Origin of the sequence: Chloracidobacterium validum, assembly GCF_018304825.1 — a bacterium.
GTDB classification, from domain to species: domain Bacteria; phylum Acidobacteriota; class Blastocatellia; order Chloracidobacteriales; family Chloracidobacteriaceae; genus Chloracidobacterium; species Chloracidobacterium validum.
Map to the genome: position 1 here is coordinate 2,506,148 of NZ_CP072648.1, position 20,359 is coordinate 2,526,506.

The 20,359-nt window shown below is 56.9% G+C and carries 13 protein-coding genes and 2 tRNA genes; 9 read left to right on the plus strand and 6 right to left on the minus strand.

All coding sequences use genetic code 11. The features are described from left to right. The first annotated feature begins 7 nt into the window (after positions 1-7). The gene (gene polA, locus J8C06_RS10500) at positions 8-2,677 is read left to right on the plus strand and encodes a DNA polymerase I (protein WP_211428643.1); all 2,670 of its coding nucleotides are present in this window, start codon (positions 8-10) and stop codon (positions 2,675-2,677) included. Between the two features lie 25 nt (positions 2,678-2,702). Here polA and J8C06_RS10505 read toward each other — a convergent pair whose 3' ends face one another. Both J8C06_RS10505 and murA read right to left on the minus strand, forming a co-directional pair. After that, the gene (locus tag J8C06_RS10505) at positions 2,703-3,434 is read right to left on the minus strand and encodes a hypothetical protein (RefSeq protein WP_211428644.1); all 732 of its coding nucleotides are present in this window, start codon (positions 3,432-3,434) and stop codon (positions 2,703-2,705) included. A 50-nt stretch (positions 3,435-3,484) separates the two neighbouring features. After that, a complete protein-coding gene (gene murA / locus J8C06_RS10510) occupies positions 3,485-4,813 on the minus strand; it encodes a UDP-N-acetylglucosamine 1-carboxyvinyltransferase (RefSeq protein WP_211428645.1) in 1,329 nt (442 codons plus the stop codon). Positions 4,814-4,985: 172 nt separating this feature from the next. On the opposite strand from murA, the gene J8C06_RS10515 reads away from it, so the two are divergent. The 3 genes from J8C06_RS10515 (at position 4,986) to J8C06_RS10525 (ending at position 6,036) form a co-directional block, all read left to right on the plus strand. Continuing rightward, on the plus strand, positions 4,986-5,729 hold the full coding sequence (locus J8C06_RS10515) for a phosphoribosylanthranilate isomerase (protein WP_211428646.1): 744 nt from the start codon (positions 4,986-4,988) through the stop codon (positions 5,727-5,729). Between the two features lie 139 nt (positions 5,730-5,868). Continuing rightward, positions 5,869-5,954, plus strand: a tRNA-Leu gene (locus J8C06_RS10520). 5 nt (positions 5,955-5,959) lie between these two features. Beyond that, positions 5,960-6,036 (plus strand) — tRNA-Arg (locus J8C06_RS10525). Positions 6,037-6,202: 166 nt separating this feature from the next. Here J8C06_RS10525 and J8C06_RS10530 read toward each other — a convergent pair. Continuing rightward, a complete protein-coding gene (locus J8C06_RS10530) occupies positions 6,203-7,006 on the minus strand; it encodes a radical SAM protein (RefSeq protein WP_211428647.1) in 804 nt (267 codons plus the stop codon). 28 nt (positions 7,007-7,034) lie between these two features. Then, positions 7,035-7,355, minus strand: coding sequence for a hypothetical protein (locus J8C06_RS10535; RefSeq protein WP_211428648.1), 321 nt, complete (start codon positions 7,353-7,355; stop codon positions 7,035-7,037). A gap of 184 nt (positions 7,356-7,539) precedes the next feature. Between J8C06_RS10535 and wecB the strand changes: the two genes are divergently transcribed. Continuing rightward, the gene (wecB, locus tag J8C06_RS10540) at positions 7,540-8,622 is read left to right on the plus strand and encodes a non-hydrolyzing UDP-N-acetylglucosamine 2-epimerase (RefSeq protein WP_211428649.1); all 1,083 of its coding nucleotides are present in this window, start codon (positions 7,540-7,542) and stop codon (positions 8,620-8,622) included. Between the two features lie 35 nt (positions 8,623-8,657). On the opposite strand, the gene J8C06_RS10545 is transcribed toward wecB, so the two are convergent. Next, positions 8,658-10,538: a tetratricopeptide repeat protein gene (locus J8C06_RS10545; RefSeq protein WP_211428650.1), complete on the minus strand. Its 1,881-nt coding sequence runs from the start codon at positions 10,536-10,538 to the stop codon at positions 8,658-8,660. A 291-nt stretch (positions 10,539-10,829) separates the two neighbouring features. Here J8C06_RS10545 and J8C06_RS10550 point away from each other — a divergent pair, with 291 nt between their 5' ends. After that, a complete protein-coding gene (locus J8C06_RS10550) occupies positions 10,830-14,195 on the plus strand; it encodes an AAA-like domain-containing protein (protein ID WP_211428651.1) in 3,366 nt (1,121 codons plus the stop codon). A 142-nt stretch (positions 14,196-14,337) separates the two neighbouring features. Here J8C06_RS10550 and J8C06_RS10555 read toward each other — a convergent pair whose 3' ends face one another. Further along, the gene (locus J8C06_RS10555) at positions 14,338-15,135 is read right to left on the minus strand and encodes a hypothetical protein (RefSeq protein WP_211428652.1); all 798 of its coding nucleotides are present in this window, start codon (positions 15,133-15,135) and stop codon (positions 14,338-14,340) included. Between the two features lie 917 nt (positions 15,136-16,052). Here J8C06_RS10555 and J8C06_RS10560 point away from each other — a divergent pair. The 3 genes from J8C06_RS10560 to dusB all read left to right on the plus strand — a co-directional run bounded on the left by J8C06_RS10560 (position 16,053) and on the right by dusB (position 20,317). Further along, on the plus strand, positions 16,053-18,062 hold the full coding sequence (locus tag J8C06_RS10560; RefSeq protein ID WP_211428653.1) for a serine/threonine-protein kinase: 2,010 nt from the start codon (positions 16,053-16,055) through the stop codon (positions 18,060-18,062). 156 nt (positions 18,063-18,218) lie between these two features. Continuing rightward, the gene (locus tag J8C06_RS10565; RefSeq protein ID WP_211428654.1) at positions 18,219-19,229 is read left to right on the plus strand and encodes a bifunctional heptose 7-phosphate kinase/heptose 1-phosphate adenyltransferase; all 1,011 of its coding nucleotides are present in this window, start codon (positions 18,219-18,221) and stop codon (positions 19,227-19,229) included. Continuing rightward, a complete protein-coding gene (dusB, locus tag J8C06_RS10570; protein ID WP_211428655.1) occupies positions 19,226-20,317 on the plus strand; it encodes a tRNA dihydrouridine synthase DusB in 1,092 nt (363 codons plus the stop codon). Before J8C06_RS10565 ends, dusB begins: the two co-directional genes overlap by 4 nt. Positions 20,318-20,359 lie beyond the last annotated feature (42 nt).

Genomic DNA, 20,359 nt, shown 5'->3' on the forward strand with positions numbered 1-20,359 from the left:
CAACGCCATGGATGCTCCTGCCGCCGAGCCACGCCACCGGTTGTTTCTGGTTGACGCCATGGCGCACATCTATCGCGCCTACTACGCCGTGCGCGGCCTGGCGACCAAGGCCGGGCAACCGACCAATGCCGTCTTTGGCTTCACCTCGATCCTGCGCAAGCTACAGAAGGTCTATGCGCCGGAGTACCTCGTGGTCGCCATGGATTCACCGGCGCCGTCGTTCCGCAAGGGCCTGTTTGACGCCTACAAGGCGCACCGAGCCGAGATGCCGGCCGACCTTCAGGAGCAAATCCCACTCATTGAAGAGGTCTGCGACGCGCTGCGGATTCCCCGCCTGCGGGTGGATGGCTACGAAGCCGACGATCTGATCGGCACGCTCGCCCAGATGGCCACCGAACAGGGACTGGCAACCGTCATCGTCAGCAATGACAAGGACATGACGCAACTCGTCAGCGACCGGACAAGCCTTCTGCGGGTGGATAACAAGTCCGGCGAGTTTGTCCTGTGCAACCGCTCGGAGGTCGAAACCTGGATGGGCGTTCCACCGGAGCGCGTCGTGGATGTGCTGGCGCTGTGGGGCGACAGCTCCGACAACATCCCCGGCGCGCCCGGCATTGGAGAAAAGGGCGCCGTGCAAATCATTCGCCAGTTTGGCTCGCTCGATGAAGCCCTGGCCCGCCATGCCGAGGTTTCGCGCAAAGCCTACCGCGAAGCCCTGCGCGACCATCAGGACACCATCCGGCTCGCGCAACGCCTCGTGACCATTTGCCGGGAAGCGCCGGTTACGCTTGACCTCCCTGCCTTCCGCGCGCAACCGCCAGATGCAGCCGCCTGCCATGCGCTGTTTACTAGGTTGGAGTTCAAGGCGCTCACGGCAGAGTTTGCCAAACTGCTCACCACATCCGACGAAACACCAACCCCGGCTCCGGCGGCCAGCGTGACGACGAGCTACCAAACGCTCACCACCCCCACCGAACTCCGGCGCGCGTTCGATAGCGCCTACGCCCGTGACCACATCGCCTTTCACCTCGAAGACCTGGACGGCGTTTTCACCCGCGGCAGCTTGTCGTTCGGGCCGGGGCATGGGCTGCGCTTTGAACGTGCTACCCTCGATGCCGAAGCAACGGCCGCGCTGCTGGAAGTCCTCGCCAACGGACTCGTCAACAAGTCCTGCCATGACGTGAAGCGGGCGCTGTACCTCATCAACTGTCCACCTCACGGCAGCGCCCCCACCGACCAGGCCCTGGACCCAACCCACGCCTTTCGCCTGGAAAGCCTGACGGACGACGTTTGCCTGGCGGCTTACCTGCTCAATCCCGGCGTGAAAGCCGAACAACTTGCGCTTCCGGCGCTGGCCGAAACCTACCTAGGATCACAGGCCGCCGCCGACCTTGACCCGGCCGACTTGGTCAGTCGGCTCCGCCAAGCGTTGCGTCCGAAGCTGGCAGCGGAAGAACTGACCGCCGTTTACGAAACCATGGAGCTGCCGCTGGCGCCGGTGCTCTACGACCTGGAATGCGCCGGCATCAAAATTGACCCAAAGCCGCTGGCCGAACTCGAAACCGAACTCCGCGCCGAACTGGAGCGCCTGACGGCTGAGATTCACGCGCTGGCCGGCAGTTCCTTCAACATCAACTCACCGCAGCAAGTGGCCGACGTCTTTGAACGGCTCAACTACGAAACGTCAAAGAAAACCGCGACCGGCAAAATCTCGACCAGCGCCGATGTCCTCGAAGAACTGGCCGAGAAATACGACCTGCCCAAGCTCATCCTCGAATACCGGGAACACGAAAAACTGCTCAACACCTACGTGACCGTGCTGCCGCGCCTAGTCAACCCTGCGACCGGACGGCTGCACACAACCTTTACCCAGACGGTGACGGCAACCGGGCGGCTCTCATCGGTGCGTCCAAACTTGCAGAACATTCCCATTCGGACCGAGATGGGACGGCGAACTCGGCGGGCATTCATTGCCGAGGAGGGACACCTGCTGATTTCGGCCGATTACTCACAAATCGAGCTCCGGCTGCTGGCCCACATCACCGAAGACGCCCGCATGACGGCCGCGTTTCAGGCCGGGGAGGATATTCACGAACGGACGGCACGCGACGTTTTCGGCGCGCAGACGCCCGATGCGTTACGCGATATGCGCCGTCTGGCCAAGGCAACCAACTTTGGCATTGCCTACGGGGTCGGCGCCTACGGCCTGGCGCGCAATGTCGGCATTGGGCGCAAGGAAGCCAAAAAGGCCATTGACGCTTACTTTGCGGCCTATCCGGGCATCAAGCGCTACATGGACGAAACCCCAGAGCACGCCCGGCGCACTGGCGTGGTGCGCACCCTCTACGGTCGCCTGCGGCGGATGCCCGACCTGCAAAGCCGTAACTTCACGCTGCGGGCGCGGGCCGAGCGCGAAGCCATCAACGCGCCGATCCAGGGCACGGCCGCGGACTTGATGAAACTGGCCATGATTGAAGTCGCCAACCGGCTTCCGCAGGCCTTTCCCCAGGCGCGGCTCGTGCTGCAAGTTCACGACGAGTTGCTGCTCGAAGCGCCGGCCGCGGATGCCCCAGGCGTCGCAGACCTAGTCAAGTCCAGCATGGAAGGCGTCGCCAAGTTGCGCGTCCCGCTGACCGTCGAAGCGCGCATCGGCGCGAACTGGCTCGAAGCCAAGTAGGCGTCCACGAGTGCCAAGTGGCAGACTAGGGCTGGGGGGGAGCGACCCCCGGTGTGGTAGCTTCCGGCGCGGCAGTGGTTAACGTCTTGGCATAGGGAGCAAGTGGCACGATGTCTGCCCGCCGCCGGGCCGCTTCGAGCCACTGCCGCTGCTCGCGTTCGGCTCGCTCACGCGACAGGATTTCGACAATCAACGTTCGCTGCTCCTCATTGGGCGTCTCCGGGGCGACGGTTCCGGCGGCGGCCAACTTGGGGCGAATTTCAGTTTCGTAGTAGGTCAACACATCGTCGTCCGTGACCAAGACAAAGGTCTGAAACCGAAAGTTGATGTATTTTTCGACCTGCAACCGCTCCCGGATGAGCCGGTCAAAGGTTTCTGCGTCAAGTCCCACCGATTCCAATCGTTCTCGAAACACCGCTTCGGATGGGAAAAGCTTAATCAACCGTTGCTTGGCAGACGCCACCTCCTCAGCCGTCAAGTTAGACAGCGGAAAACGGGCTGCCTCCTGCGAGAGCAACAGCAAATCAAGCTTGGCGGAGAGGACCCGCTGTAAATCAGCCTCTGAGATAGAAATGAGATTGATGCTTGGGTCAAAGGCTAAAAACCACACCAGATCGCTCTGGGTGATGGCATCGCCGTTGACCGTCGCCACCAGGCGGTCGGCCAGGAACTCACGGCGGGCCGGTTCAGGCGTCTGGGCCTGGCCGATGACAACCAGCGTGAACAGAACCAGCCAGCCGTAGATGCATCCAGTCACACAGCCTCGCCACAGCCAGATTGGTGGTCTGCGGTCTGTCGTCGTCCCCCTCACGATGTTTCCATCACTTCCACTGGCGTCTCGACAATCTCGGCTCCAACGCTACGGAGCTTGCCAATCAAATCGGCATAACCGCGCTGGACAAACTCCGTTCCGTAAATTTGGCTCTCACCAGTTGCCATGAGCGCGGCCATCACATAGGCAAATCCGGCCCGCAGGTCTGGAATGTGCAACACACTCCCGCGCAGTGGTGTTGGCCCTGAAATCAAGGCACTGTGCAGATAATTTTTGTTGGTAAATCGGCACTCACGGCTTCCCAGACAATCGTTGGTAAGCTGGATGTGCGCGCCCATTGAAACCAGCGCCTCGACATAACCGAACCGGCTTTCATAAACCGTCTCGTGAACGACCGAAATCCCTTCCGCCTGGGTGAGCAGCACGACGAAGGGCGGCTGCCAGTCAGTCATGAAGCCCGGATGAACATCCGTTTCCAGGTTGACCGGCCGGAGCTTTCCATCGCGGTAAAACCGAATGCCGGTTGGGAGAATGTCAAACTCGCCGCCAACCTTGCGCAGCCAGTCCAAAAACGTCACCAGATCGCGCTGGACGGCCCCGCTGATGAACACCTCGCCGCCAGTTGCCACCGCACAGGCCGCAAACGAAGCGGCTTCGATGCGGTCATCCATCACTTCATACTCAACGGCGCGAAACCGGGAAGCGCCTTCCACAATCCAGGTTCGGTTGACATCCTGATAGACCACGGCCCCCATGGCTTGCAGCATGCCGGCCAGATTCAGGATTTCCGGCTCGATGGCGGCATTGCGGATGACCGTTCGCCCGCGCGCGCCAACAGACGCCATCAGCAGGTTTTCCGTCGCCCCAACGCTGGGGTACTCCAACGTGATGATGTTGCCGTGAAGCTGGTCGGCGTGAAACTGATAGGCGGTGCGTGAAGATTCCTCAACCCGTACGCCAAGCTGACGCAATCCGGCAATGTGGTAGTTGATGGGGCGCGGCCCAATCGAACAGCCGCCGATCGTCGTCAGCTCGGCGCGCCCAAGCCGGTGCAGCAAAGGCGAGACAAATAAAATTGGCGTCCGGGTCGAGCCACTGTACTTGAGCGGGATGACCGGATTGCAGACGTGTCGGGCATCAATTTCAACCGTGGTCTCATCGCGCCAGGCGTAACGCGCACCAAGTTCCTCGCAGAGCTTGAGCGTGATTTCGACATCGGTAATGCGCGGGACGTTGTGGAGAGTGGTCACACCATCGGCGATAAGCGCCGCCACAATCATCTTGAGCGCGGCATTTTTCGCGCCCGACACACGCAACGTACCCTGTAACGGACGACCTCCGGCAATATCGTAGCGGGTTGGCATGGGTTGATTTCGTTCATGGCTTTCAAGGGCTGCGGTAAGGAAGCCTACGCTAACCGCCGATGGTGGCCCAAGTTGGCACGTGAGCGCAACGCCCACGGCCGGTTGCCGGCAAGACGCGCTGCCCGATTCACGCCGACAACTGACAGGTTGCTTGTCGGATGATTGGGATTGGATGATAATCAAACGCTTTCACGCAACAACCTTGGCAACGGCTTTGGAGCGCATCAAAGCCGCCTCGAAGTGGGAGGCAACCATGGTCAAAACGCAAGTCAGCGGCATTATGACCTATCAGGACGCAACACTCGCCTTGGACGCCGGGGCGGATGCGTTGGCCTTTGACCTCAACCCACGCAGCGAATACCACGTTGCCCCGGCCGCCATCCGCGAGATTGCCGACCGCTTGCCGCCATTCGTGCCGGTCGTCGGCGTCTTTCACAATGAGTTCAACTTTGAGGCGCTGCGCTCCATGGTCGAGGCGGCCAAGGTCTCGGTCATTCAGCTCGACGGCAATGAAAGCGCCGACTACTGCCGTCAACTGAGCGCCTGGCGGCTGATCAAGAAACTGCGGGTAGGTGAAGACTTTGACATCGAGCGCGTGAAAGCCTACCCGACGGCGGCGGTCATCCTCGAAGGGGAATCAACGGATGGGCAGGGTGGACGACTGTTCGACTGGCGTTATGCCGCTGCGGCCAAGCAGTATGTCCGAATCATCCTGTCGGGTGGATTGACGAGCGAGAACGTGGCAACGGCGATTCGGACGGTCAAGCCATACGCCGTCAACGTTCGGGAAGGCGTTGAGTCCACCCCCGGACGCAAGGACCGCATCAAGCTCCAGACCTTCATGATTGAAGTCGAACGTGGCAAACAAGAAGCAGCGCGTTCGACGACGGGACGCTTACCCCGCCTCGATTTTTAGAAACCGTGCGTGGCGGCTTGTCGGCGGTCGCCCGGCTTGGTACGGTGTGGCGCGACTTGACAGGCACAGTGTTCCGGGCTACAACTGAAGGCTGCTTTGTTGCCTGCGAAGGCAGCGTTGACAATGCGGAGTTGACAATGCGGATGTGGCGGAATGGCAGACGCGCATGGCTCAGGACCATGTGGGCTTCGGCCCTTGAAGGTTCAAGTCCTTTCATCCGCACCATATATGCACCCGTAGCTCAGTCGGATAGAGCGTCTGACTACGAATCAGAAGGTCATAGGTTCGAATCCTGTCGGGTGCACCACTTCAGAATCTGAAAAAGTTACTTATCGGGCAGCCACGAACCGCTGCCCGATAACGTTTTGGGCGACGGGTTGCCGCCGACCCAAGCGCTGGCAGCATCTCGCGCGAAGCGGCGCGGGTCACGAACCATCAAGAAATCAGCGACAATTGGCTGAGGCTGAACCAAGCTAAAAGACTAAGGCCGGAATTCCCAGCCCGCGCACACGCTCGGCAATGGCTTCGAGTTCCGCGGTCGAAACCTTTTCCAAGGTTGGCTCGGCCGGTGTCCGGTCAAGGCTGTACAGGTGTACCTCGGTTGGCTGAATGCGCTTGACGTGAGCCAACCAAGCTTCAACTTCTTCCGGCGTCGTGTTGTCGAGCGGCGCGCCATGTGATACGCCGCGAAAGAACATGCTCTGGAGCATCTTGGGGGCGTCAAAGGTGCACATGTCATCCACGATCCGCGCCAGCGTGAGCTGACCGAAGGGACGGTCAACGCGGCGGAACATGGCTTCTGTTCCGGCGTCGAGCTTGAACTGGCGAATATCGGCCCGCTGCAAGCCGGCTCGGACATCAGGCTGACGCAGGCGGGTGGCGTTGGTCAGCACGGCCACCTTGGCGGTTGGGGCATATTCGTCACGCAGGTGGCAGGCCAGTTCGATAATGTCGTGGAAGCGCGGATGCAGGGTTGGCTCGCCGTTGCCGGCAAAGGTTATCGCGTCGAGTCGGTGTCCCTGCGCCCGGCACTGACTGAGCTTTGCTCGAAGCTGCTCGCCAAGCACGGCCACGCTGGGCAGACGGCCGGCTGGACGGTCAGAAACCGTCCAGCCACATTCGCAGTAGGGACAATCGAAGTTACAAACCTTGGTCTCAACCGGCAGGGGGTTGACGCCCAAACTCAGCCCAAGCCGCCGCGACGGCACCGGGCCATAGACGTAGGTCAAATGCAGTTGCGTCGCCGGATCAATATCGTGGGCCACGTCTTTTGCCATGTTGTCCCACATATGATGATGCCGGGCGCTAGGCCGACTTGGCGTAGTCGCCTTCGTCACCCATCGTGATGACTTCACTGGGTGACAACCACCGCCCAGGTGTCAAATCAGCCGTCGGGGCAAATTCGTCCACGAGCCAAAACTTAAGTTCCGGCGTCTGCCGCTTCAGGCGTTCAATAACCATTGAATCAAGCGGCTGTGGCCGATACACCATCAGGAACCCAAGCCGGTCATGGACACGGCGGGCCGCGGCGGCATTACGGAAGACGGGCAAGCTAAGCGTGCCTTCGATTTGTGCCGTGAGCCACTCGCCGTTCGCGCGTTGCATGGCATACATTGGTTCACTCATGATTTGGGGACCTCCACAGAGTCTGTGCACTAAAGGATTCCTACGCAGCGTTTTTACGTAAATTCAGGGGTGGGGGTTCGAGGCGTTGGTCAAGTGTCATCGTGAGCCGACGGCGAACGGCTGAATGTGGCCGGTCAAACATTCTTCGGGGCCTTTCGGCAACTACTGGCGAAACGGAAACGTCATGAAAGTTTGCAGCGTGGTCGGCGCGCGTCCCAACTTCGTCAAGCTAGCGCCACTGGCCCGTGAGCTTTCCCGACGGCCGCAGTTCAAACACATCATCATTCACACCGGACAACACTACGATGCGTCCCTGGCCGACGCTTTCTTCAGTGACCTGGGCATTCCTCCACCTGGCCACGCCCTGGGTATCGGGTCGGGAACGGCCACCACGCAAACGGCCCGCACCATGCTGGCCCTTGAGCCGATTCTACGGGACCAACGCCCGGACTGGGTCGTGGTCGTAGGTGATGTCAATGCCACGCTGGCCGCGACGCTCACCGCCGTGCAGTGCGGCCTGCGGACGGCGCACGTCGAAGCCGGACTCCGCAGCCATGACCGAACGATGCCGGAAGAAATCAATCGCCGCCTCGTGGATGCGGTCGCTGACTTACTGCTCACGCCCAGCGCCGACGCGGATGACAACCTGCAACGGGAAGGCGTGCCGCCAGAGCGTATCCGGCGCGTTGGAAATGTCATGGTGGATAGCCTGTTGTGGGCGTTGCCGCATGCGGCGCAGTCGCCAATTTTGAGCCACCTTGGTCTGACGGCGGGCGCGTATGCCGTCGCCACGCTGCACCGCCCGTCAAATGTGGATGATCCAGCCACGTTGCAGGGGCTTGTCTGGGCCCTGGCGCAGTTGGCGCAGCGCCTTCCGGTCGTTTTTCCCGTCCACCCACGCACCCAAGCTCGGCTGGACGGGCTGGCTCTGCCGAAGACGCCACGGTTGCGCTACCTACCACCGCTTGGTTACTTGGATTTTCTCCAACTCTGGCGGCAGGCGCGCTTGGTCCTGACCGATTCCGGCGGCTTGCAAGAGGAAACGACCGTCCTGGGTATCCCGTGCTTGACCCTCCGCGCGACAACGGAACGGCCCATCACCGTTTGGGAAGGCACAAACCGGATCGTTGGCACGGCGCCCGATGCGATTTTGTCTGCCGCTGAACACATTCTGACGCAGCCCTACCCGGTTGCGTCACGCCGCCCGGACCTTTGGGACGGCCGCACCGCCGAGCGGATCGTGGATGCCTTGCTGGAAGCTTGTTGATGCGTGCGCAACCGATGTGCCAGACAGGGCGACCGTCAGGGTGCCACCCGGCGGTGCCGGGCTTCGTCGAGCAGCCGTCGCGCACTGTCATCGTTTGGGCGCGCGCGCAGCACGGCTTCCAGCTCGCGGATGGCTTCGGCTGGGCGCTGTTCAGCGAGCAAGCTTTCGCCAAGGTAGCGACGGTAATCGGTTTCATCGGGGAAAAGCGTTACCAGATGTTGAAAGGCTTGCGTTGCAGCAGCGTAGTGTCCGAGCTGGGTGAAGGTTCGGCCCACGGTGATAAGCACTCTGGGTTCGGCGGGAGCATAGCGCTGCGCCGTCAGCGCTTCCTGCAAGGCGGCATCCGCCTGGCCGGTCGTCGCCAACGCCCGCGCCGACAGAGCATGCGCCAAGGCCCAGTCTTGGGATGGGAGTGGCAGGTCGGGGGGTTCTTCATTCAGCAGCCGCCGCAAACGCGCACACGCTTCAGGCAGGCGTCCTTCGTCAAGGTCAAACTCAGCCAACTGAAGCCGGGGAATCAGGAGCCGCTCGTCGAGCGTCAGTGCCTTTTCGTAAAGCGCACGCGCCAGCGGCACGTTCGTTTCAACTAGACAACTGGCAACATTGACATAGCCGATCGCGTGAGTTGGGTCGGTTTGAATGAAGCGTCGAAAAAGCGTGAAATGATTTTTCCAATCCATGTTTCGGCGCGTCGTGCCATACGTGTAGCTTCCAACCATAACCCCTAACCAGACCACAACCAAGGCGCGATAGCCATTAGCCGGACGACGCCACAAGAAGAACGCTCCATAGCTAACGGCGATGGCATAACCAACCGACGGCGCGTAGAGCCAGCGCTCGGCAATGAGCGTCCCAAGCGGGATGGGTATGTTACTGACCAGCGCCAGCGTGATAAACCAAAGTCCAAGCCCAAACGAGACTAACGGCGCACGGCGCCAAGCTGCCAGCCCAATCAGGATAAGCGCCAGCGTCAAACACAGTCCGATCGTCGTACGCCAGGTCCAGGTCGGTTCGATGTTGACATTGAAACCGTCGTACCAAGGCTTGAGTGGATAACCAATCAGGAGCAAGCGGTACCACTCGAGTCCGGCGCTCGCCATCGTGACGACACGCTGGCCCAGCGTGTAGCCATCCAGCGGGATATTCCCGACCCCGGAAACTTGCTCAACGCCCTCGTTGGCCAGTGCCCGCAGTCCAAAGTACGGCACGAGCGCCAGCGCCAAGCTGCCAAATGGTAACGTGAGCCGTGACCAAGCTCTCAGGCTGGTCAGTCGCCGGCGCGCCCGGAGCGCCTCTGCCAGCCAGAGGGCCGCCGGAAGGACAATGAAGTTTTCTTTGGAGAGCAGCGCCCCTAAGTACGCAGCCACCGCAAGGAGCCGCCAGCCACTGACGAGACGATGAACACAGGTAGCGCGCCGCCAGCTCCACCACATCAAGCTGCCACAAAAGAATCCGAGCAACTCAGCTCGACCGACAATGCTGGCAACAGCCTCTACGTGAACTGGGTGAACAGCAAAAACGAGTGCAGCGATACCGGCAATCCCTAGCGACGCTCGATACAAGCGTAGGAGATGAAACAGCAACCAGGTGTTGCACGCATGCAGGAGGACGTTGACGACATGGTAACCGGTTGGATGGGATCCCCAAAGCCCATATTCGAGGGCAAAGGTCGTTACCGTCAGTGGGCGATAGTTGCCGCCGCCCCCAACTTTGTGGCCCCAGTAGCCTTGGGCAAACAAGGCTGGAATCTGTCGCCAATCAATGATGGTCGGGTTATGGAGAATGAGTCCCAGGTCGTCAAAGGCAAAGCCATGCTGGAAGGTGTTAGCATAGACACCTAGTGCCAGCAGACTGCACGCGCCGCCGACCCAGCGGGAAGGTAGAAAATTACGGCTGTGTCTGTGCCTTGACTCCATTGCGCCGTGACAAGAGCGGTGTAGCATTAGAACATGCAGTCAAAAGAACTGGATAATCGCCAGTGCTAACCCGGTGGCAGGAGTTTACCAAAATTATGCCCCGGCCGCGTGGCCAGCGGAACGACCACGGTCGCCGCTTCACTGCCCTCGATTTGAAACTTCACTGCATTGCTTTACGCTGATCATGAGTATGAGTAATGGAAAGCTCAAACCACGACGACCGAGCCGGGCCTCGGTCAAGACAAAGCCCAGACGAGAGGCTTCCCAGTCTGATGACGAAAGGCCGCTCCCATGACGACGGCTTCCCTGACGACGGCGCAAAACGAATTTTTCGTAACCGGCGGAACATTGCGCGAGGACGCGGTGAGCTACGTGATCCGTGAAGCGGACGAATCACTGTACACCGGATTGCGGGCTGGGGAGTTCTGCTACGTGTTGACGTCACGGCAAATGGGGAAATCATCGCTGATGCTGCGGACGGCCAGCCGGCTGAAGGCAGATGGCGTGAAAACAGTGATCCTTGACCTGACACGGCTGGGGCAGAACCTGACCGCCGAACAGTGGTACCTCAATCTCCTGACGATTGTCGGAGAACGCACCGGACTTGAAGACGAACTCGATGATTTCTGGTTTGAGCACAAGGATGTCGGGCCGTGGCTGAAGTGGGCAACGGCCCTGCGGACTATCGTCCTTGAAAAGATCAAAAGCCCAATCGTGGTCATGATTGACGAAATTGACGTGGTACGGAGTCTGCCCTTCTCGACGGATGAGTTTTTCGCCGGAATCCGCGAGTTCTACAACCGACGGACACAGGACCCCGAGTTGAACCGATTGAGTTTCGCGCTGTTTGGGGTGGCAACACCGTCTGACCTGATTCGGGACACGCGATTGACCCCGTTCAACATCGGCAAGCGGATTGAGCTGTCGGATTTTCGTACCGAGGAGGCCAAGCCACTCGCCGCCGGACTGGCACAAGGAAAAAAGGGCGTCGAAGTATTGGAAAAGATTCTGGAATGGACCGGCGGTCATCCCTACTTGACCCAACGAATGTGTCGTGAGGTGTTGAAGTCTTCAGAAACCCTGACGAGGGAAACCGTGGATGCTTTGTGCGCAAGGTTGTTTCTGTCGCCAAAAGCCAGGACTGAAGATGACAATTTGCTTTTTGTGCGCGATCGCTTGTTGCGAACCGACGTGGATTTGGCAGGGTTACTGGAACTCTACCGACAGACCTGGGAAGGGAAACGTCCCAGGGATGAGGAAACCAACCCACTGGTCGGAGCTTTGAAGCTGTCGGGAGTCGTTCAATCAGCAGATGGAAAGCTACGGGTTCGGAACCGAATCTATGAGCGGGTTTTTGATCAAGACTGGATCAATACGAACATGCCAGATGCGGAAATCCGGCGCCAACAAGCAGCGCTCCGAAAAGGACGCTTGCAGGTCGCGGCGGCCGCAGCGGTGGTCATATTGATGCTGGCCGGATTATCGGGAATCGCCCTACTGCAACGGAATCGGGCACTGGAGGCACAAAGCAACCTTCTCTTCGAGCGGGGGTTGACGGAGATGGCTTCAGACAACCCGATCAAGGCGGTAATTTCTCTGAATGAAGCGTATCGGCTCAGGAAAGAAGCGAACTTGGGAGACGACCCAAACTTGAGATTCGCTCTCAAACAAGCAATGAAACCGATAGATTCTTGTCTCATGGCAGCAAAAATAAAAATAAGTCCCCAGCCTAAAGTCTCACCCAATGGACAGCGGCTTATTGCAGTTACCAAGGATAATATTGTCCGAATTTGGGATACTCAATCTGGCAAAGAATTAAGAAAAATTGAAATAAACTCTCTAGTTAACTGGGCTGATATTTCTTCTGATAAAACAAAGATAGCGATCGCAAGTGATAATAAATTAGTAGAGATTTGGGACATTGATTCTGAGAAAGAACTAAAGCAGTTCAGTGAATTTAGTTCACAGGTAAACAAAGTTTACTTTTTCCCAAGCGGCATTAATATCGCAGTAATATGTGATGACAACACGGTGCAATTTTTGGATATTTATTCTGGAAAAAAGATAAGAGAAGTGGACTTTTTTTCTCCAGTAAAAAATTGTGTTTTTTCCCCCGATGGACGCCAAATAGGCATTTCATATTACTCTGACTCCCCGCTCAAAAATTCTTTCCAAGTCTTGGAAATTGATTCAGGAAGAATCCAAAACTTTGAAGGGCATCTGGATACTGTTTGGTCAATATCTTTTTCTCCAGATGGAAAAAAAATTATCACAGGTAGTGCCGATAAAACAGCTCGGATTTGGGATGCAGAAACAGGCAGGGAACTCAGACGACTTGAGGGACACTCAGATGTCATCCATTCAGTAGATATTACCCTAGATGGAAGAAAGGTTGTAACGGGAAGTTACGACAAAACTGCTCGAATTTGGGATCTTGAGTCAGGGAATGAACTTAGAAAACTAGAGGGACACCTGGGCCCTATTTTTTATGCATTCTTTTCATCAGATGGGCAAAGTGTCGTGACGGCGGCCGGTGACAACATTGCACGGATTTGGGATACTGAGTCTGGAAAAGAAAGAACCCGAATCACAGGACACTCTGTTCCTTTGGAACTTGCGCTCTTTGCGAGCGATCAGCGAGTCGTTTCATTAGATTCTGACTTCACATTGCGGATTTGGAACACTGACCCACATACAGAGCAAAGAGAAATTAAGGGACATTCAGATAACGTAACATCAGTAGCTTTCTCACCCGATGGGAAAAAGATCGTTACAGCCAGTCATGACAAAACTGCGCGGATTTGGGATACAGAGACCGGAGAAGAACTTAAGCGACTTGAGGGACATTCAGCCTCAGTGCTTTCCGTTTGTTTCTCTCCTGATGGACGCCAAATCGCTACCGGAAGTCAAGATAAGACCGCACGGATTTGGGACGCAGAAGCCGGAAAAGAACTCAAGCAGTTACAAGGACACACAGGTTCAATTTTATCAATCGCTTTCTCTCCGAATGGACGAAAAATTGTCACAGCAAGCTCTGACACCACTGCGCGGATTTGGGATGCTGACTCAGGTCGAGAACTCAGACGCCTGGAAGAACACATTGGCAGAGTGTTTTCTATTTCTATCTCTCCGGATTCTCAGTTCATCGTAACTGGAAATGAAGAAATAGATTATGGGATACGGATTTGGCTTATGGAAACAGGAGAGGAGATCAAGAAAATAAATACGCCAATTGTTCTCGCGGTCGCCTTTTCTAAGGATGGAAAGCAAATTCTTTCTGGAGCCAATGATAGCTCTATTCGGGTTTGGAATGCAAAAACTGGCACAGAAACTCAAACTATTCTTGGACGTTCAGGCGCAATCATTTCAGTTATTTTCTCGCCAGATGGAAAACGAATTGCAAGCACAAGTGATGACAAGATAGCTCGGATATGGGATGCTACTTCGGGGCTGGAACTTCTGCAAGTTTCAGGTCTTTCAGAGCGTTGCAAAATTGCCTTTTCATCTGATGGTCAATGGATTGGAATTCCTTGCAATGACAAAACCGTGCGAATTTTAGACACCAGCCTTGAAATTCGCGGATACGAGGAAATCAAGAAAATTCTTGAAGAGAAATACTTTTCCTATTCCTCACCGCTACGGCCAATAAAGAAATAACGCCTTGATATGGTTTCTTTAGTTCCGAAGCTTAGGATTATAAAAAGTTATGAACCTTAGTCTTTGCGAAAAGCGGGACAAAGCATTGGGTGTATCAAGTGCAAGATTCACCAGACACACCCTCTATTTTGTTTTTGAAAACTTACCCTTGAGACGATGATTCATCTCCTTGTTCTTGATGTTTTGAGTCATCACTGTCGTCCTGAGGATCAGGATCGTGGAATCTTCCTCTATCGCAATACACTTTTGGCGTTAGGCGACCGTCGTCAGGCTCGGGGTCTTGAGTCATTCCCGTCTCAGTGCAGCCAATAGCTGCCCGCGCGCTGCGTCCGGCTGACCAGACCCAGACGCTTGCTCCGAAATGTTCATTTGAAAGTTGATGACAATTCATTAATTTTCTTACACTAATTCGATGCTCAGGGAAACTGTCTTCCATCCAATCCAGGTCATCGTTCTCATGTGTATCAACATACCGTAGCGATAGCCCAAACATATTGACGACATTGTTGCGCACCAGAAAGCGATATATAGCTCTGAGGCAGTCCGAATCATGCTCAGAAATCGGGGCGACGTCTCCTAAATCTGAGAGCGAGGCATACTCCAAGCCTATTAGGTTGAGTGGATCGTCTCCACTGCCCTCAACGAAGCGGCAAGAGATTGCCGTAATGGACTGTCCATCGAGGTTGCAGCACGGCATGGGGCTAATCGTAAGCGACCGCTCACCTGGATCGAAGGTTACGAAACATAGTTCATCGTCGTAGTATTCGAAGTGTCGGTGAAGGAATGAAACGGCAAAACGCTCTTGCATTCCATGCTCAACCAGAATTGCCCCAATTCCATCAACGAAGCCCTGGTCTGTTTCTGAAATCCATCTCATTTGTTTTGGTAATGCCCTGTAATCACTTGAGGAATGGGGGCGAATGCTGAGTCCAGGAGTCATACTTTACCTCATATCGGTGGGTTAATGTTTAGCCTGAATCCGAGGCAGGCCGGTGCCAACCTTGAGAAGGGTTAAGGAAGAAGGCGTTTTTTCTCAGACGTACAGGTAGCCGCGCCTAGGAACCCAATAACGGCATCCAAGCGCGCGACAAGCCTAGGCGCTTGCTTGTGTTGGCAAGCAACCAGTGCCTTTATAACTCACATACCAAGAAATCCGACCCAAAAAGTGTAAAAAAACTCCGGGAAAAAACAAAAACCCTTTTCTCGATAAACAGTGAACTCCCATCTTGCGTTGAAAATGTATTGCCATCTCCAACACGTTTGACATTGCATTTGCTTCAATAAAGCAGCTCGCAATATTTTTTTCAATCCTAGTCAGCACAGTCCTAGATATATTGCAAAAAGATAAATAAATGGACTTGTGCACATCATCATTGTTTTTCTTTTTGACAAGAAAAATATCACCTGGCCCAGTTTGTGGATGAGAGGCCCGCGAACATCGGATGTGGACGTAGCCGTACTTCTTCAGCAAGACGGAGCTCGGTCTCGCCCACAGTCGTCGTTGCGGCAATTGTCGTGAGGACAGGGACGATTTCTCGGCAAAATTCGCAGCCCAGATTGGCCGGTGAGCGACGACCTCGGTGCGTGATGTAGAATGCCTTTGAAGCAGGTGGCAATAGCCTCTGGAAGTCCCTTGAGGGCGCTGACGCTAGCGACAATACCTCCTTCAGTGTAAACTCCAGCCACTTCACCTGCTCCACGATGTCAAAGTCGCTCCATTTGGTTTTCAATGACGACTGAGAATTCGTCGGACGACCGGTTACAACCCATTCACATTCAATGGCACAAGCGTTTAGACAGCTGTGGAGGCAAGAGCGCTAGCAGCCACGACCATTGTTCACGCTCTGGAGAACCCGAATGCTGCCACTCGAAAGAATCAATGGACAGTACCTCATTGGCGAACGGTATCTTATCGAGCGAAAGCTTGGCGCCGGGGGAATCGGGACGGTGTATCTCGCCCAGGATTTTTTTGACCCTCGAAACCCCACCATCTCACGCAAGGTCGCCCTCAAACTCTTGCACCCAAACGCTAGCCATTACCTCCGAAGAAAGTTTGAGCAGGAGAAGGAAGCCCTAAGCCGAATTCGTCATCCGTATGTCGTGGAGGTCCTGGATGCGGGCGAAATCGACTCGGAAACCCCGTGGTTTGCCATGCAGTACGTAGAAGGTCTCTCGCTTCGGGACGCGATGATGACCCTGATCAAGCCGGGTTCCGGGCTTCATTTCCAACTGGTTGGGCGATGGCTTCGCCAACTTGGACAAGCCATATCGGCGGCGCACGCAGTGGGCGTCTTGCACCGCGACCTGAAGCCTGAAAACGTGATGCTCCAGATGGTCACCGAGGGTGAGTATCAGGTCAAGATCATTGATTTCGGAATTGCCAAAATTCAAGACTCCCAACTGGATGAAGGCGGATCGCAGACACTGGATGGCGGCGCGTCCAACCAAGTCGTTGGAACCGTGGTCTATATGGCCCCAGAACAAATCACCGGTCAGACCTCACCGGCCAGCGATATTTATACGATTGGCGTCATTGCCTACGAACTGCTAACCGGAGCGCTCCCATTTTCAACGACCCCCAACTCGGTAGCCGCCCAGTTGTTTGAGATGAACCGGAAACAAAGCCAGGGAGGCTTTACGCCACCCACTGGTCTGAATCCACAAATCCCACAAGCGGCAAGCGATCTGATTTGCAAGTCACTCAACTTCAATCCCGCAAACCGGCCGTCATCGGCAAACTTTTTCGGGGAAGAACTCGAACGCCTACTCAATGGCATAGCCCGAACTGCCGAGCTTGAGCACCAGGCTGAAACGGCTGTCAGGTTGCCGGCCCCTGTCTCACGGCAGCTTGCCGAACTGATCGAACCGGGCGGCGCAGTTGGCTTGGGATCGAACTTCTATATTCTCAGGGACTCAGACAATGAGCTGATCCAGTCGGTGCAACGGCGGGACAGCATTGTTCTCATCAAAGGCGCTCGTCAAATGGGCAAGACTTCCCTTCTAGCCCGCGGACTCAAAGAAGCCCGTTCGTTCAAGGTCAAGGTGGCGTTGACGGATTTTCAGAAGCTAAGTTCCGAGGACTTTGCTTCTCCTGAAAATTTCTTCAAAGAAATTGGCTCGATCCTGGCCGATGCGCTCAATCTGGAGGCCGATCCGTCAATGAACTGGAATTCGCGCCGGGGTCCAACCATTAACTTTGAACGCTTCCTGCGACGTGAAATCCTTGAAAAAATAGATGCGCCACTGGTCTGGGGCATTGACGAAGCGGATCGTTTGTTTGGTTATCCCTTTGCCAGTGAAGTCTTTGGTTTATTTCGCTCGTGGCACAACGAACGGGCCCTCGATCCAGACTGCCCCTGGAGCCGCCTTACCCTGCTGATTTCCTATGCCACGGAAGCCCACCTGTTTATTTCTGACATGAACCAATCGCCCTTCAATGTTGGCACAAGGATTTCCATGGAGGATTTCCATTTCGGACAACTTCAGGAACTAAATCAGAGATATGGAGAACCATTCACGAACCCAGACATCCTATTGCGGTTTCATCAACTGACCGGTGGGCAGCCTTACCTTTCGCAAAAGGGGCTATACGAATTGGCGAAAAGCCGCTACACGCAGGAGTCTTTGCTGGAAAAAGCTGACTCAGACGAGGGCCCGTTTGGAGATCACTTGCGTCGCCTCGCGCTTTCCCTCCGACAAGAACCGGAGCTTCTTGAGTCCGTTCGTTCGGTTATCAAAAGTCAGGGCGCGCTTGCGCCGAATCTGTTTTTTAGACTCAGAAGCTCCGGCGTGCTTGTCGGCGATAATCCGTCCAATGCCAAGCTCCGTTGTGAACTTTATCACCGGTACCTCAACAGTCAGTTTTGACCAGCTCGGGAGCGCCTGCCGGAATGCCGGCGACGGGATGACTTTGCCGGGGCAAAGGTGGTTTCACTATGGTTGGTAGCTGCGACCACGCGCTGGCCCTGAACCTCGTTCTAAGCAAAGACCATTGCTTCAGACTTGTTGAGAGACATCGCAATCGTGCCTGAGTTGTCATCCAGCATACGTTCGACGCTGTCGCGCTTCCCGGCGCAACACCTCCTGGTCATTGGCGATGCCATTGCCGATGAGTTTGTTCACGGCACGATCACCCGCGTGTCACGGGAAGCGCCGGTGCTGATCCTCCGGCACGAGTTTACCGAAACCATCCCCGGCGGCGCGGCCAACGCGGCGGCGAATGCAGCCGCGTTAGGCGTTACCACAACCTGGATTGGTGTCATTGGGCGGGATCGCCCCGGCCGGCGCACACTGACCGACCTACGCCGCCGCGGGGTTCACACCACGCAGGCGGTCGTCCTGCCAGGGCGCGCGACACCGACCAAAAGCCGGGTGCTTGCCGGACTGCCACATGCCGCCCGCCAGCAGGTCATTCGCCTTGACCGTGAGGAAGCAAGTCCCCTGCCAGCCAGCGCCGTCGAGACGCTGGCGGCCCGCGTGGAAGCGGTGTTGCCGCAGGTCACAGGCGTCGTGCTCTCGGATTATGGCTATGGAAGCACGCCACCGGAAGTCATTGCCTTGCTTCGGTCCTGGCGGCAGGAAACTGGTTTGCCGGTCGTTGCCGACTCGCGCCATCGGCTGGCAGACTTCCACGGGCTGACGGCCGCTACGCCCAACCAGGAAGAAGCCGAAAGCTTAGCCGGCACGACCTTTCACGACCTTGACGCTGCCGGCTACCAGGCCGAACGACTGCGTGAACGGCTGGCGCTCGATGCGCTGCTCCTGACACGCGGCTCAGAAGGCATGACGCTGGCCCGCCACGCCACCAAGCCAACCTCCATTCCGGTTCATGGTGGGCGCGCGCCAGTGGATGTGACGGGCGCGGGCGATACGGTACTGGTTGCCTTCACGGCGGCGCTGGCCGCCGGGGCGGACTGGGAAGCCGCCATGCAATTGGCCAATATCGCGGCCGGAATTGCCGTGATGAAGCGCGGGACGGCTACGGTTTCGGCGGCTGAAATCGAGATGGTTCTCCTTGGTGAAGAGCGCGTATGACCTTTGCACTACCCACAGCGTTTTCGATTCGTGATGTCGTCATTCGTCCACCACTCGTGTTGGCACCCATGGCCGGGGTGACCGATTCGGCTTTTCGCGGGCTGATCAAACGGCTTGGTGGCGTTGGACTGATCGTGACGGAGTTCATCAGCGTCGAGGGACTAACGCGCGGCAACCTCAAGACGCACAAGATGATGAAGTTTACCCCCGATGAGCGCCCCCTCTCGATTCAGTTCTTCGGCGTTGATCCCAAGCGGATGGCCGATGCGGCGGAAGTCGCTCAGGAAGCCGGAGCCGACTTGGTGGATGTCAACTGTGGTTGCCCGGCCAAAAAAGTCGTCGGACGCGGGGCCGGCTCGTCGCTGCTGCGCGACCTTCCCCACCTTGCCGTGATTCTGCGCGAGATGCGGCGGCGCATTTCCATTCCACTGACCATCAAAATTCGGACGGGTTGGGATGACAACTCCATCGTTGCGGTTGACGTTGGGAAGCTGGCTGAGGATTGCGGCGTCGAAGCGATTGCCATTCACGGACGGACGCGCGTTCAGGGTTACAGCGGCCAGGCCAACTGGGACATCATTGCTCAGGTCAAGCAAGCTGTCTCGATTCCAGTGATCGGCTGCGGTGATGTCCGGCAACCGGCGGATGCCATCCGCCGGTTTCGGGAAACGGGCGTGGACGGCGTGATGATCGGTCGTGGTGCCATGGCCAATCCGTGGATTTTTCGCCAGACGGCAGAAGCCATGCAGGGCGTGCGGCCCTACCGGCCGACGCTCTATGCCAAACGCGATGTCTTGCTTGAATACTTTGATTTGATGCTCGGCGAGTGTCCAACCGAAACCGCCGCCATGGGGAAGGTCAAGCAGCTTTGCGCGCAGTTTACGAAGGGGTTGCCGGGCGGGGCCATCTTCCGCACTCAGGTATTTCACTCACAAGCTCGCCTGGAACTCACCGACCGCATCACCGACTATTTCACGCGAATGGGCGAGCGCGAGGCGGCCGGCGAGTTGCTTCCCGAACCAGAAGAAGCTTTGGCGGAGGAAGTTTTGCCAGACGACGCCTGCCACCGCGCCCAGGCTTGCGCGTGAGACGCGCCGGACAAGCGGAGCGCATCAATCACCGGGCGTCGC